Consider the following 14,200-nt stretch of genomic DNA (forward strand, 5'->3'; position numbering starts at 1 on the left):
GTCCTCCCGCCAAGGGCCGCGGCATAGGCTGAGGGGATGCAGGAGCAGTACGTCACCCTCGCCCGGCCGGGCGTCCACGAGAGCGAGATCAACCGCTCCCGCTTCATCTGCGCCCTGGCCCCCGCCGGCAGCGAGGAGGAGGCGAGGGCCTTCGTCGACCGGGTGCGGGCCGAGCATCCCGGCGCGACCCACAACTGCTTCGCGTACGTCATCGGCGCCGACGGCCGCGTCCGCAAGTCCAGCGACGACGGCGAACCGGGCGGCACGGCCGGGCTGCCCATGCTCCAGATGCTGCTCCGCCGCGAGGTGCGCAACGTCGTCGCCGTCGTCACCCGCTACTTCGGCGGGACGAAGCTCGGCGCCGGAGGGCTGATCCGCGCCTACGGCGGTGTGGTCGGCGAGGCCCTGGACGCCGTCGGCACGGTCACCCGCCACCGCATGCGGCTGGTCACGGTGGTCACCGACCACCAGCGCGCCGGCAAGGTGGAGAACGAGCTGCGCGCCACCGGCCGCCACGTGCGGGAGGTCCGCTACGCCGCCGGTGTCAGCATCGAGGTCGGTCTGCCCGAGGCCGACCTGCCGGCCTTCCAGGCCTGGCTCGCCGACCTCACCGCCGGCACCGCCCGCACCGAACTCGGCGGCGAGACCTACCACGCCTGAGCCCGGGCCGTCCGCCGGGTGCCGCGCCCCGGGGCGGGTGATGTCAGTGCCCGCGCGTAGGGTTCGTGACCATGCGTCTGCTGCACACCTCCGACTGGCACCTGGGCCGTGGATTCCACCGGGTGAGCCTGCGCGACGCCCAGGAGAGGTTCCTCGACCACCTCGTCGCCACCGTGCGCGAGGAGAAGGTCGACGCGGTGCTCGTGGCCGGCGACGTCTACGACCGCGCCGTGCCGCCGCTGTCCGCCGTCGAGCTGTTCGACGACGCGCTGCACCGGCTCGGCGCGCTGGGCGTGCCCACGGTCATGATCTCCGGCAACCACGACTCCGCCCGCCGGCTGGGCGTCGGTGCCGGGCTGCTCGGCCGGGCCGGCGTCCACCTGCGCACCGACCCGGCCGGCTGCGCCACCCCCGTACTGCTCTCCGACGAGCACGGCGAGATCGCCTGCTACGGCCTGCCCTACCTGGAACCCTCCCTGGTCAGAACGGAGTTCGACGTCGAGCAGCCCGGCCACGCGGCCGTGCTCGGCGCCGCGATGGACCGGGTGCGGACCGATCTCGCCACCAGGCCGGCTACCCGCTCGGTGGTGCTGGCGCACGCCTTTGTCGTCGGCGGCGAGCCCTGCGACAGCGAACGCGACATCACCGCCGGCGGCGTGGCCGCCGTCCCGGCCGGCGTCTTCGACGGCGTCGACTACGTGGCCCTCGGACATCTCCACGGCTGCCAGACGCTGTCCGAACGCGTCCGGTACTCCGGCTCGCCGCTCGCCTACTCCTTCTCCGAGGCCGACCACCGCAAGAGCATGTGGCTCGTCGACCTCGGCCCCGACGGGCGGCCGCACGCCGAGCGGATCGACTGCCCGGTCCCGCGCCGGCTGGCCCGGGTACGCGGCCGGATCGACGACCTGCTCGCCGACCCCACGCTCGCCCCGCTGACCGACGCCTGGCTGGAGGTCACGCTGACCGACGCGGTCCGGCCCGCCGACGCGATGGCCCGCCTCGCCGAGCGCTTCCCCCATGTGCTGAACCTGGTCTTCGAACCCGACGCCGACGACCCGGCCGGCGCCCTCGGCTACGCGGACCGGCTCCGTGGCCGCGACGACCACCAGATCACCGCCGACTTCGTCGCCCACGTCCGCGGCGGCCGGGGCCCCGACGAGGCGGAGCGCGCCCTGCTGCGGGACGCGCTGGAGACCGCCCGGGTCGACGCGGCTGCGCGGGAGGCGGCCTCATGAGGCTGCACCGGCTCACCCTCCGCGCCTTCGGCCCGTTCGCCGGCACCGAGCACGTCGACTTCGACGCGCTCTCCACCGCCGGCCTCTTCCTGCTGCACGGCGCCACCGGGGCCGGCAAGACGTCCGTACTGGACGCCGTCTGCTACGCGCTCTACGGAGCCGTGCCCGGGGCCCGGCAGGCCTCGCGGGGCCGGGTACGGCTGCGCAGCGACCACGCCGCGCCCACCGACCCGACGGAGGTCGTCCTCGAACTGACCGTCGGCGGGCGCCGGTTGGAGATCACCCGCCGCCCCGAGCAGAGCCGCCCCAAACGCCGGGGCGGTGGCACCACTGTCGACAAGGCCCAGACCCTGCTGCGCGAGTACCGCACGGCCACCGGCGACTGGCGCGCGCTCAGTCGCTCCCACCAGGAGGTCGGGGAGGAGGTGCGCGGTCTGCTCGGAATGAGCCGCGAGCAGTTCTGCCAGGTGGTGCTCCTTCCCCAGGGAGACTTCGCGCGTTTCCTGCGTTCGGGCGCCGAGGAACGCGCCCAGCTCCTCGGCCGGCTCTTCGACACCTCCCGCTTCACCGCCGTCGAGCAGCGGCTCGCCGACGAGCGTGCCACCGCCCAGCGGGCACTGCGCTCCGCCGACGAGAAGCTGCTCGCCCTCACCCAGCGCATGTGGCAGGCCGTCGCGGAGGAGGACGGCCGTCCCGCCGCCGGGCTCCTCCCGCCGCCCGAGCCCACCACCGGCGAGGCGGGCCTGGCCGACGCCGTCCTCCGGTGGGCCGCCCACGCGAGGGAGCACGCCGCCGAACGGGCCGCCCGCGGCCGGGTCGCCAGGTCCGACGCCGAGGCGGCGCACACCGCCGCCCGACAGGACCTCGCCGAACTCGCCGAGACGGCCCGCAGGCAGCGCCGCCACGCCGACGCGCTGGCCCGTGCCGGGGTGCTGGCGGACGCGGCCGAGGAACGGGAGCGGCTTCGGCAGGCCCTCGCCCGCAGCCGGGCCGCCGAACAGGTCGTCCCGCTGCTGCGGCTGCGGGACGACGCGGCCGACGAGCACCGTGCGGCCGAACACGCCGAGCGGGACGCCCGCGCCGCCCTGCCGGAACCCCACCGCGACGCCGCAGCCGAACACCTCACCGAGGCCGAACACCGGGCCAGATCGCGGCTCGGCGCGCTCGCCGCCGCCCGCCGCGCAGCCGAGCGTGCGAACCGTCTCACCGCCGAACTCGCCCGCCTGGAGCGGCAGGCGGAGGCAGACGAGACACAACTGGCCGATGCGGAGCGGTGGCTGGCGGACTGGCCGGCACTGCAGGAGCAACTGCGCCGCCGGGTGGCGGACGGCCAGGAGGCCGCCGCCGACGCCACCCGGCTCACCGCCGAGCTGGAGACCGCCCGGCGCCGCGCCCGGGCCGCCGCCGAACGCGACCGGCTCACCGGCGAACTCGACACCGCGGAGGCCGCCCTGCTGCTCGCCAGGGAGGCCGCCGCCACCGCCCGCGACCGCTGGCTGGACCACCGCGAGCGCCGACTGCTGGGCATCGCCGCCGAACTCGCCGCGCACCTCACCCCGGGAGAGCCGTGCGGCGTGTGCGGCAGCCCCGACCATCCGGCCCCGGCGGGGGAGAGCGCCGACCATGTGAGCCGCGCGGACGAGGACCGCGCGCTGGCCGGACACCGTGCCGCCGAGGAGCGACGGGAGGCCGCCCAGCGGGCGCTGGACGAGGTGCGCCGCCGCAGGCGGAGCGAGACGGAACAGGCGGGTGACACCTCCCTGCCCGATCTTCGCGCCGACGTGGAACGGCTCAGCGCGGAGCTCGCCGCCGCCGAGCGGGCCGCCGGCCAGGCGGGCCCCGCCCGGCAGGCGCTCGAACGAGCGGAACGGGAGTACAACGCCCGGCTCGCCGCGCGCCGCGAGGCCGGCGACCGGGTGGCCGCGCACACCTCCCGCCGCGAGGCGCTGCTCGCCGAACGCGACGCCCTGGCAGCCGAGTTCGACGAGCCGTCCCCGGCGGGCGGCGGGGGAGGGGGCGTGGCCGAGCGGGCCGAGGCGCTGGCCCGGCTGGCCGACGCGCTGGCCGCCGCCGCGGCGGCCGTGGAACGCGCCGGCGCCGCCGCCGACCGGGCCAAGGAGGTGGACGCCCGCCTCGACGACGCCGTGTGGCGGGCGGGTTTCCACTCCGCGGCCGAGGCCGCCGCCGCGCTGCTGCCGGAGTCCCGCCAGCGCGAGGTGCTGCGACGGCTCGACGAGTGGCAGGGCGAGGAGCGGGCACTGGCGGCCGAGTTCGCCGACGAGAGGCTGCGGGCCGCGGCCGCGCTGCCGCCTGTCGACCTCCCGGTCGCCGAGGCCCGCGCGGCACGGGCCGAGCGGCTGCTGCGCGCGGCCGACACAAGGGCCGCCGCCGCGGACACCGCTCACCGCGCCCTGACCCGCCTCTCCCGTGAGGCCACCGCCGGCGCCCGGGCCGTCGCCCCGTTGCGGCGCCGCGCCGACCGGATCAGCCGGCTCGCGACGCTCACCGCCGGCACCTCCACCGAGAACAGCCGCCGGATGCGGCTGGAGTCCTATGTGCTGGCCGCCCGCCTCGAACAGGTCGCCGCCGCGGCCGGCGTCCGGCTGCACCGCATGTCCGCCGGCCGTTACACGCTGGTGCACTCCGACGAACTCGCCACCCACGGCGCGAGATCGGGGCTCGGGCTGCACGTGGTGGACGCCTGGACGGGCCGTGAGCGGGACACCGCCACGCTCTCCGGGGGCGAGACGTTCTCCGCCTCGCTGGCGCTCGCGCTCGGCCTCGCCGACGTGGTCGCCGAGGAGGCCGGCGGGACCCGGCTGGACACCCTCTTCATCGACGAGGGTTTCGGCACCCTCGACGAGGAGACGCTGGAGGAGGTGCTGTCAGTCCTGGACGCCCTGCGTGAACGCGACCGCAGCGTGGGCATCGTCAGTCACGTGGCGGAGCTGCGGCTGCGCGTGCCCGCCCAGCTGGAGGTCGTCAAGCACCGGCACGGCTCCACCCTCCGGCACCGCGTGTGACCTGACAGCGGCGCCGGCCGGCGGCGCGAACGGTGGACGCCCACCCCCGCGCCGCCGACGCCCGCTCACAGCGCGGACAGCTCCGCCACCAGGTCGTCCAGCCCGAGCGACCCCAGCGACAGCGCCGCCATGTGCCAGGACTTCGCGTCGAACGCCGCGCCGTGCGCGCGGCGGGCCGCGTCCCGCCCGGCCAACCAGGCCCGCTCGCCCAGCTTGTAGCCGATGGCCTGCCCCGGCAGCCCCAGGTAGCGCACCAGCTCGCTCTCCACGAAGTCCGCCGGACGGCCGCTGTGCGCGCCGAAGAACTCCTGCGCCAGCTCGGGCGTCCAACGCTCACCCGGCCGGAACGGCGAGTGCGTGGGGATGGCCAGCCCCAGGTGCATGCCGATGTCGACGATGACCCGGGTGGAGCGCATCATCTGCGCGTCCAGGTAGCCCAGCCGGCGCTCGGCGTTGTGCAGGAAGCCGAGTTCGTCCATCAGCCGCTCCGCGTACAGCGCCCAGCCCTCCATGTTGGCGCTGACCCCGCCGGCCGTGGTCTGGTACCGGGAGAGCCGGTCGGCGACGTGCACCCACTGGGCGAGCTGGAGGTGGTGTCCCGGCACCCCCTCGTGGTACCAGGTGCTCACCAGGTCGTAGACGGGGAAGCGGGTCTGGCCCATCGTCGGCAGCCAGGTACGGCCCGGCCTGGAGAAGTCCAGGGACGGCGGGGTGTAGTAGGGCGCGGCGGCCCCGCCCGGCGGTGCGATCCGCGACTCCACCCGGCGGACCCGGTCGGCGAGGTGGAAGTGGGTGCCGTCCAGCGCCGATACGGCCTCGTCCATCAGGTCCTGCAGCCAGGCGCGTACCTCGTCCACGCCCTCCACGGCCTCGCCGTGGTCGTCGAGGTGGCGCAGCACGTGCCAGGGGTCGGTGGCGTCGGGCAGGATCTTGCCGGCCTCGGCCCGCATCTCCGCGTGGATGCGGTGGTACTCCGACCAGCCGTACTCGTAGGCCTCCTCCAGGTCGAGGTCGGTGCCGTTCCAGTACCGGGTCCAGCGGGCGTACCGTTCGCGGCCGACGGTCTCCGGGGCTCCCCGGACCCCTGGGGCGTAGGTGTCGGCGAGCCAGTCGCGCAGTTCGGCGAGGGCCCGCGTCGCCTCGGTCGCCGCCGAGGCGAGGTCCGCCCGCAGGGGTTCGGGCCCGTCGGCCACGAAGGCCCCGAACCAGCCTTCGCCCCTCAACCACTCGGTCAACTGCCCGAGCACCGTCTCCACCTGGCGCGGACCGGCCGGCAGGTCACGCCGCAGGCCCTCCGCCAGCGAGGCACGGTAGCCGGCGAGGGCGTCCGGCACGGCCCGCAGCCGGCGCGCCACGTCTCGCCAGTCCTGCTCGTTCTCGGTGGGCATCACGGTGAAGACGGTGCGTACCGAGTGCAGCGGCGAACTGAGGTTGCTGACGGCACGCAGCTCCTCCCCGGCGTCGTGCACGGCCAGCTCGGCGGTCAGCCGCTCGTGCAGCAGCCGGGCGCAGCGGCGCTCGGTGCCGTCGTCGTCGGCGGGCAGCCCGGTCGCCTCCAGGGTGCGCAGCGTCCGCCGCCGCAGCTCGGCGAGTTCGGTGAGCCCGTCGGGGGAGAAGTCGGGGAGGCGGCCCTCGTCGTCGGCGATCCCCAGGTAGGTGCCCGCGACGGGGTCGAGCGCGACCAGCTCGCCCACGTAGCGGTCGGCCACGTCGCGCGGCAGCGGCGCCGTTTCTGTTGTCTGCGTGGTGTCGGACATACGCTCATCCTCGTACGGAAGCGCGCCCGCCGTCACCCACTCCCCCTGTTACGTCGCCGCGGCGCCCGGCGGCAACAGCGGACCGCAGGACCACTGTTGGAAGATGAGCCTGGTCTCCACCCGGGCCACCTCCTTGTGCGAGGTGAACTCGTCGAGCACCAGCCGCTGGAGGTCGGCGGCGTCCACCACGGCGACGTGCACGAGGTAGTCGTCGGGCCCGGTCAGGTGGAAGAGCGAGAGGGACTCCGGCAGGGCCCTGACCCGCTCGACGAACGGGCCGATCAGCTCCCGCCGGTGCGGGCGCACCTGCACGGACAGCAACGCCTCCAGGGAGCGGCCGAGCTTGGCCGGATCGAGCCGCAGCGCGTGCCCGAGGATCACGCCGCCCCGCCGAAGCCTGCTCACCCGGTCCAGGCAGGTGGAGGGCGCCACGCCCACGGCGGCCGCCAGATCCCGGTACGTGGTCCGGGCGTCGTTCTGGAGGAGACGCAGAATCTCCAGATCCACCGGGTCAAGAGTGAGAGAATCGGCCATCTGTCGAACGTAGCACGGCGTCCATCCGCTACGGGCCGGTAGCTGTTCAGTATGCCGCCATGGACACCACACCGCGCTCACTGGCCACCGAGGCTGTGCACGCCGGTCGCGAAGACCTCGCCGACCTCGGGCTGCACGCCGCCCCCCTGGACCTGTCCACCACCTACCCCAGCCGGGACGTCGCCGCCGAGGCCGCGCGTCTGGACGAGTTCGCCGCCACCGGGGCGCGCATGGAGGGCCCGCCGGTCTACGCCCGGCTGGACAACCCCACGGTCGCCCGGTTCGAGGACGCGCTCGCCCGCCTGGAGGGCACGGACACCGCCGTGGCCTTCGCGAGCGGCATGGCCGCCCTCAGCGCGGTGCTGCTGCTGCGCGCCAGCGCCGGGCTGCGGCACGTGGTCGCCGTCCGCCCGCTGTACGGCTGCAGCGACCACCTGCTGACCAGCGGGCTGCTGGGCACGGAGGTCACCTGGACCGACCCGGCCGGCGTCGCGGACGCGATCCGTCCCGACACCGGCCTGGTCATGGTCGAGACACCCGCCAACCCGACGCTCGCCGAGGTCGACCTGCGGGCGCTCGCCCACTCCTGCGGCTCGGTACCGCTGCTGGTCGACAACACCTTCGCCACCCCGGTGCTCCAGCGCCCGGTCGAGCACGGCGCGCGCCTGGTGATGCACAGCGCCACCAAGTACCTCGGCGGTCACGGCGACGTCCTCGGCGGCGTGGTGGCGTGCGACGAGGAGACGGCACGCGGCCTGCGGCAGATCCGCTTCGCCACCGGCGGCGTGCTGCACCCGCTCGCCGGCTACCTGCTGCTCCGAGGCCTGTCCACGCTGCCGGTGCGGGTGAGGGCCCAGTCGGCCACCGCGGCCGAGCTCGTCCGCCGGCTCGCCGAGGACCCCCGCGTGACCCGGGTCCACTACCCGCGGCTCGGCGGGGCCATGATCGCCTTCGAGGTCGCCGGCGACCCCCGGGCGGTCACCGCCGCCGTCCGGCTGATCACCCCCGCCGTCAGCCTGGGCAGCGTCGACACCCTCATCCAGCACCCGGCCTCCATCAGCCACCGGATCGTCGATCCCGGCGACCGCCAGGCCGGCGGCATCAGCGAGCACCTGCTGCGGATGTCGGTCGGCCTGGAGGACGTCGAGGACCTGTGGCGCGACCTCGACCAGGCGCTCAGAGCCGCCGATCGGCAGCCGGCGCGGACACCGGTGCCAGCCGCGCGCTGATCACCAGCGTGCCCTCCTCGAACTGGTAGTCCAACGGCAGTCCGAGGCCGCGCATCGTGGCGATCATGGCCGTGTTGGAGGCCCGGGTGACCGCGTAGACGCTCTCGCAGCGGGCCTCCACCGCCAGCGCCACCAGCCGGCGCAGCAGTTCGCCACCGATGCCCCGGCGCTGCCAGTCGTCCTCGATCAGCAGCGCGACCTCGGTCTCGTCGCCGTCCCACAGCAGGTGGCCCATCGCCACCACCCGGCCGGCGGCCGTCTCGGCGACCAGCGTCCGGCCGAACCGGGGGGAGAGCAGGTGGTTCAGGTAGCGGTCGGCGTCACCGGGCGGGCCGTGGTAGCGCATCGACAGGGTGCGGGTGGAGCACCTGGCGTGCATCTCGCGGGTCGCCGGAAGGTCCCTGGTGTCGGCGCGGCGCACGGTGATCTCGCCACCCTCGGCCAGCGGCAGGGTCTCCCGGCGCCTGGGCACCCGCTGACCGAGCCGCGCGTCCAGTTCCACGAGGGCGCGGGCCCGCGCGAACTCGGTCGGGGTGAACGGCAGATGGGGGCGTTCGATGACGATCACACCGCCCGTCGGGTCCGGGAGGCGGATCAGGGTCTCCTCCAGAACACCCTCCGCCGGCACCTCGTCCGCCGGAACGCCCTGCCGGCGGGGGCCCGTCGGGCTCACCGCCGGGATCGACCTTATCGCGCAACGCCCCAGCAGCTCCCTGAGTGCCAGGGGGAGTTCGGAGGCGTCGAGCGCAGTGCGGGTGGCCAGACCGAGCACCCTGGCGGGCGTGTCCACCAGGTCGTGGGCGTCCGCCCGCTCCAGCCACACGTCCCGGCCGCCGGCCGCGGCCACCCCGGCGGTCAGCTCACGCGGGGCGAGCCGCCCCGGCACCCGCAGCAGGAACTCGTCCACCGTGTCGTCGCCCAGCGGGTGGACCTGCAGGGCGAGGATGTCCACGTCGAGCGCGGCCAGCGCGCCGCACAGCGACGCCAGCGAGCCGGGCCGGTCCCGCACGGTCGTCCGCATCCGCCACGGCGCGGTCTCCCCGCGTGACGCCTCCGCGGGCCCGGCCTCCTCGTCGGCCGGCCGGGCCCCGGTATCGGGCGGCGGCGGCCCGTCGCCGTGCCGATGCGACCACCAGGTGTGCAGCGCCGCCGCCACCAGCAGCGCCCCGGCGGAGCCGAGCAGCAGCACGGGTCCGTCCGGGCCGCCCAGGACCGACTTCGCCAGCGTGTCGGCGACCGTGACGGCGGTGAAGAGTGCGGCCAGCTCGACGAGGTCGCGCCGCCAGCGCGAGGAACGCGTCCCCGCGCGCACGCGCCGGACCCGCCGACGGGAGGGTTCTGTGGTCTCTGTGTGTTCGCTCATGTCCACAGCGTGACGGATCGGTGTTGCGTGGTCACCAACGCCCTGTGACGGATGAGTTAAGGGTGACTCCTGTCCGGGTAAGGGTGTTCTGTCCTCGTACCCCCCCGTGCCGGTCGGCGGAGCAGCCGGGCACGGGCTCCTCACTGTCCGACCCGGCCGGGCTGGAGCACCTTGGTGAAGAGCACGGCACCGCCCTGCTCCCGCAGCCGCACCGTGAGTTCGCCCGAGTCCCCGTCGATGTCCACCTGCCCATAGAACTGACCGCCTTGTGAGGGGGGAACGTTCGCCGCCGTCGGCGCCTTGACAAACGGACGGGCGGGTCCGAACGTTCCGTCGAGCGGGACCGCCGGGAAACCACCCGCGTGCAACGGCCCGGTGACGAACTCCCAGAACGGCGCGAAGTCGGTGAACGCCGCACGAGAGGGGTGGTAGTGCTGCGCACTGGTGTGGTGCACGTCGGCGGTCAGCCACACCGTGCCGGTGACCCCGCGTCGCTTCACGAACCGCAGCAGGTCCGCGAACTGCAGCTCCCGGCCCAGCGGCACGCCCGGATCGCCCTGCGCCACGGCCTCGAAGTCGGTCGCCCCGTCGGCCACCACCAGACCGATCGGCAGATCCGAGGCGATCACCTTCCACACCGCCCGCGACGCGGCCAACTCCCGCTTCAGCCAGGCGAGCTGGTGCGCGCCCAGCAAGCCCTGCCGTTCGTCGGCCTGCCGGTTGGGCGAGTTCGGATTCCGGTGGGTGCGCAGGTCGAGGACAAAGACGTCCAGCAGCGGGCCGTGCCGCACCGCCCGGTACACCCGGCCGTCCGGGTCGCCCGGGGTGAGCGTGCCCACGGGGAAGTACTCGGCGAACGCCCGCCGGGCACGCGCGGCCAGGACGTCCACGCGCTTCTCCCGGTAGCGCTCGTCGGTGAGGATCTCCCCCGGATACCAGTTGTTGGTCACCTCGTGGTCGTCCCACTGGGCGACCACCGGCACCTGGGCGTTGAACCGCCGCAGGTGGGCGTCGAGCAGGTTGTAGCGGAAGTTGCCCCGGAACTCCTCCAACGTCTCGGCGACCTTCGACTTCGCCTCCGTGGTGACGTTCCGCCACCGCGTGCCGTCCGGCAGCGCCACCACGGGCGCGATCGGGTTGTCGGCGTAGACGGTGTCCCCGCTGTGCAGGAAGAAGTCCGGATCGAGCCGCCGCATCTCCTCGAAGATCGTGAAGCCGTCCAGGTCCGGGTTGATGCCCCAGCCCTGCCCGGCGACGTCCCCCGACCACACGAAGCGCACCCCGTGCCGCCGCCCGGCCGGCGCGGTCCGGAACGTGCCCGGCACCGGCCGGCCCGAACGGCGCGGATCGTCGGGGTCGCTCAGGTGCACCCGGTAGTACACCTGCCGGCCCGGCGGCAGGCCGCGCAGCCGGACGCGGCCGGTGAAGTCGGTGTCCGGACCGAGCAGCGGGCCCGTCCAGCGGCGCGACGCGCGGAACGACTCCGTCGCGGAGGTCTCCACCACCATCCGCGCCGGCCGGTCCGCACGCGTCCACACCACCGCCGAACCGCCGGTCACATCCCCGGCCTGCACCCCGAAGGGCGCCGAGGGCCGTCCCGGCAGCGCCTGCGCCGGCGCGCCGAAGGCGCCCGGCACGGCCAGCGCGGCCGGCAGGGCGAGGGAACCGCGCAGCAGCGCGCGACGCGCCGGACCGAGCGGACGCGGAGGCGGTGTGGAGTGGCTGCTGACCATGCGTTGACGCCTTTCGACTACCCGGGAACGCCGGCCGGCGACACGGTCGCCGGCCGGCTCATCGGCGAGCCCATCGAACACGGTCTCCCACAACGGCGGGCGGCGTCCCGGTGACAGGCCGATGACACCGCGACCACCTCGACTCCCACCACGGGCCGACCCGTCGAGGCCCACGGACCGTCAGCCGGAGCGCGCGTCCACGCACTCCGCGAGCCGTGCGACCGCCTCGGCGAGCCGCCCCGGCGGGAGATGGGCGAAGCCGAGCACCAGCCGCACCGAACCGTCGGCGGCCTCCGGGAGCCCGTGCTCGGCCAACGCCCGCAGTGCCACCCCGCCGCGCGCCGCCCGCTCCACGAACAACGCCGTGGGCCCGTACCGGGCCGGCAGGGTGACGATGGCGTGCAGACCCGCCGCGACCCCGGTGACCCGAGCCGCCGGGAACCACCGGCCCAGCGCGGCCACCAGCACGTCCCGCCGCTCCCGGTACGCACGCTGGCAGCGGCGCAACTGCCGGTCGTACTCCCCGCGGCGCAGCAGCTCGGCGAGAACCGCCTGGTCCAGGCCCGGGTGCCCCAGGTCGAGCAGGCGCTTGCGGGCCGCCACCGGCTCGACCAGCGCCGGCGGCACCACCAGCCAGCCCAGCCGCAGCGCGGGCGCCAGCGACTTGCTCACCGAACCGGTGTACGCGACCCGTTCCGGGTCCAGTCCCTGGAGCGCCCCGACGGGCTGGCGGTCGTAGCGGAAGTCGCCGTCGTAGTCGTCCTCCACCAGCAGCCCGTCCCTGCGTCGCGCCCAGTCCAGCAGCTCCGACCGCCGGGTCGGGGAGCACGCCACCCCGGTGGGGAACTGGTGGGCCGGCGTCAGCACCGCCAGACGCGCGCCGGTCTCCTCCAGCGCCCGCGCGTCGAGCCCCTGACCGTCCACCGGGACCGGCACGGCCCTCAACCCCACCGCGTCGAAGAGCTCCGGGAGTTCCGCGGGCCCCGGCCGCTCCACGGCCACCGTCCGCCGCCCCCGTCCCCGCAACGTCAGACCCAGCAGGCTCAACGCCTGCGCGACACCCGCGCACACCACCACCTGCTCGGGCGCGGCCACCACACCGCGCCGCCGGGCCAGCAGCCGCACCAGCTCCTCCCGCAGCTCCGGCAGCCCGCGCGGATCGGGGTAGCCCAGCTCGGCGTGTGCGGCCCGCTCCAGCACCCGGCGCTGCGCCGCCGCCCACCGGGAACGGGGGAACAACGAGAGGTCCGCGCCGAGCGGCCGAAGGTCGAACTCCGCGGCTCGCCGGGCGGCGGGCGCCGGCGCCCCGGAGCCGGGGACGGGCCGTGCGGCGTCACCGGCCCAGGTCCCGGCGCCCCGCACGCTCACCAGATAGCCCTCGGCGGTCAACTGCTCGTAGGCGTCGGTCACCAGCCCGCGCGAGACCCCCAGATCACGGGCCAGCTCACGGCTGGGCGGCAGCCGGGTGCCGGCCGCCAGCCGGCCGGAGCGCACCGCCTCCCGCAGCGCCTCCTGAAGCACCTGACCGCGCCGACCGGCCGGCGCCGCGGACGTCGGCAGCAGCAGCTCCCACGCCGCGGTCCAGCCGGCGGACGAGGTCTCCCCGCCCGGATTGGTCCCCTCTGCAGTCATGGAAGTGGACCTTAAACCGTGCCGCCGACACTCCTAGCGTCCCGGGTATGTCACCCACCGCCCGACGCGGCGCCCTGCTCGCCGCCTTCGCCTGCTGCCTGGTAGGCGCCTCCTTCACCGCCAACAGCGCGCTCGTCGACTACCCGCACGCCGGCGGCCAGGCGCTGCGCTACGGCCTCGCCGCCGTGCTGATGCTGCCGCTCGTCGCACGGGAGGCCCCGGTCCGCCTCCGCGCCCTGCCGCCCCGCCTGTGGGTGCGGACCGCGGTACTCGCCGCCGTCGGCATGGTCGGCTTCAACCTCGCCGTGCTGGCCGCCGAACGCACCGCGGAACCCGCCGTCCCCGGCGTCTTCGTGGGCTGTGCTCCCGTGGTGGCGGCGGTGCTGGTCCCGCTGCTCGACGGCCGCCGGCCCGGGCGGGCCGGGCTCGGGGCGGCGACGCTGGTCGCGGCGGGCGCGCTGGTGGTCCAGGGCTGGGGGCGCACCGACGCGGCCGGAGTGCTGTGGTCGCTGGCCGCGCTCGGCGGCGAACTGGGTTTCGCGCTGATCGCCGTACCCGTGCTACGGGTCCTGGGCCCCCGGCTGCTGACCACCCTGGCCTGTGCGTTCGCCGCGCTGGAGGCGACCGTCCTGGGCCTGCTGTGGGACGGCTCGGCGTGGCTGCGCGTGCCGGCGGGCAGCGAGGCGGTGGCTCTGCTCTGGCAGGCCACGGTGGTCACGGTGCTCGGCTTCGTCTGCTGGTACGCGGCCGTGCAACGCATCGGTGCCGAACGGGCCGTCCTGTTCGCGGGGCTGATCCCGGTCTCGGCCGCGTTGACCTCGGCGCTGCTCGGCGCCGGCGGCTACGGCCTCGCCCAGGCCGGCGGCAGCGCGCTGGTCGCCGCCGGCGTGCTGGCCGGCTGCGGCGTCCGCCGCGGCCCGGCGGCCCGGCCCGACCCGCCCGCCGGGGACCGCGCCGCCGAGCCGGACCCACGCCGCCGGCCGACCCCGACAGGCGAGGGCTGACCGCACGAGCCGCCCCGCCCGGGCCGGCAC

Annotated in this window: 10 protein-coding genes; 5 read left to right on the forward strand and 5 right to left on the reverse strand. The window is 75.5% G+C overall.

The window, feature by feature from the left end; all coding sequences use genetic code 11:
* Positions 1-36: 36 nt before the first annotated feature.
* The 3 genes from GL263_RS10005 to GL263_RS10015 all read left to right on the forward strand — a co-directional run bounded on the left by GL263_RS10005 (position 37) and on the right by GL263_RS10015 (position 4,918).
* Positions 37-660 (forward strand): YigZ family protein, encoded by a 624-nt coding sequence (locus tag GL263_RS10005; RefSeq protein WP_182855252.1) that lies wholly within the window; start codon positions 37-39, stop codon positions 658-660.
* Positions 661-731: 71 nt separating this feature from the next.
* Positions 732-1,895, forward strand: coding sequence for an exonuclease SbcCD subunit D (locus tag GL263_RS10010; RefSeq protein ID WP_182855253.1), 1,164 nt, complete (start codon positions 732-734; stop codon positions 1,893-1,895).
* Positions 1,892-4,918 carry an AAA family ATPase gene (locus GL263_RS10015; protein WP_182855254.1) on the forward strand — a complete coding sequence of 1,009 codons (3,027 nt, stop codon included), beginning with the start codon at positions 1,892-1,894 and terminating at the stop codon, positions 4,916-4,918. Before GL263_RS10010 ends, GL263_RS10015 begins: the two co-directional genes overlap by 4 nt.
* Before the next feature lie 65 nt (positions 4,919-4,983).
* Here GL263_RS10015 and GL263_RS10020 read toward each other — a convergent pair whose 3' ends face one another.
* Positions 4,984-6,675, reverse strand: coding sequence for a DUF885 domain-containing protein (locus GL263_RS10020; protein WP_182855255.1), 1,692 nt, complete (start codon positions 6,673-6,675; stop codon positions 4,984-4,986).
* 48 nt (positions 6,676-6,723) lie between these two features.
* Positions 6,724-7,209 (reverse strand): Lrp/AsnC family transcriptional regulator, encoded by a 486-nt coding sequence (locus GL263_RS10025; protein ID WP_182855256.1) that lies wholly within the window; start codon positions 7,207-7,209, stop codon positions 6,724-6,726.
* Positions 7,210-7,268: 59 nt separating this feature from the next.
* Here GL263_RS10025 and GL263_RS10030 point away from each other — a divergent pair, with 59 nt between their 5' ends.
* On the forward strand, positions 7,269-8,438 hold the full coding sequence (locus GL263_RS10030) for a trans-sulfuration enzyme family protein (protein WP_182855257.1): 1,170 nt from the start codon (positions 7,269-7,271) through the stop codon (positions 8,436-8,438).
* On the opposite strand, the gene GL263_RS10035 is transcribed toward GL263_RS10030, so the two are convergent.
* The 3 genes from GL263_RS10035 to pdxR form a co-directional block, all read right to left on the reverse strand.
* Positions 8,386-9,801, reverse strand: coding sequence for a GNAT family N-acetyltransferase (locus tag GL263_RS10035; protein ID WP_182855258.1), 1,416 nt, complete (start codon positions 9,799-9,801; stop codon positions 8,386-8,388). The genes GL263_RS10030 and GL263_RS10035 overlap by 53 nt on opposite strands.
* 140 nt (positions 9,802-9,941) lie before the next feature.
* Positions 9,942-11,534, reverse strand: a complete 1,593-nt coding sequence (locus GL263_RS10040) for an alkaline phosphatase D family protein (protein ID WP_182855259.1) — start codon at positions 11,532-11,534, stop codon at positions 9,942-9,944.
* 180 nt (positions 11,535-11,714) lie between these two features.
* Positions 11,715-13,166 carry a MocR-like pyridoxine biosynthesis transcription factor PdxR gene (gene pdxR, locus GL263_RS10045; protein WP_182855260.1) on the reverse strand — a complete coding sequence of 484 codons (1,452 nt, stop codon included), beginning with the start codon at positions 13,164-13,166 and terminating at the stop codon, positions 11,715-11,717.
* Positions 13,167-13,213: 47 nt separating this feature from the next.
* On the opposite strand from pdxR, the gene GL263_RS10050 reads away from it, so the two are divergent.
* Positions 13,214-14,170 carry a DMT family transporter gene (locus GL263_RS10050; protein ID WP_182855261.1) on the forward strand — a complete coding sequence of 319 codons (957 nt, stop codon included), beginning with the start codon at positions 13,214-13,216 and terminating at the stop codon, positions 14,168-14,170.
* The last annotated feature ends 30 nt before the right edge of the window (positions 14,171-14,200 follow it).

The organism is Streptomyces durbertensis (genome assembly GCF_014156695.1).
GTDB classification, from domain to species: Bacteria; Actinomycetota; Actinomycetes; order Streptomycetales; family Streptomycetaceae; genus Streptomyces; species Streptomyces durbertensis.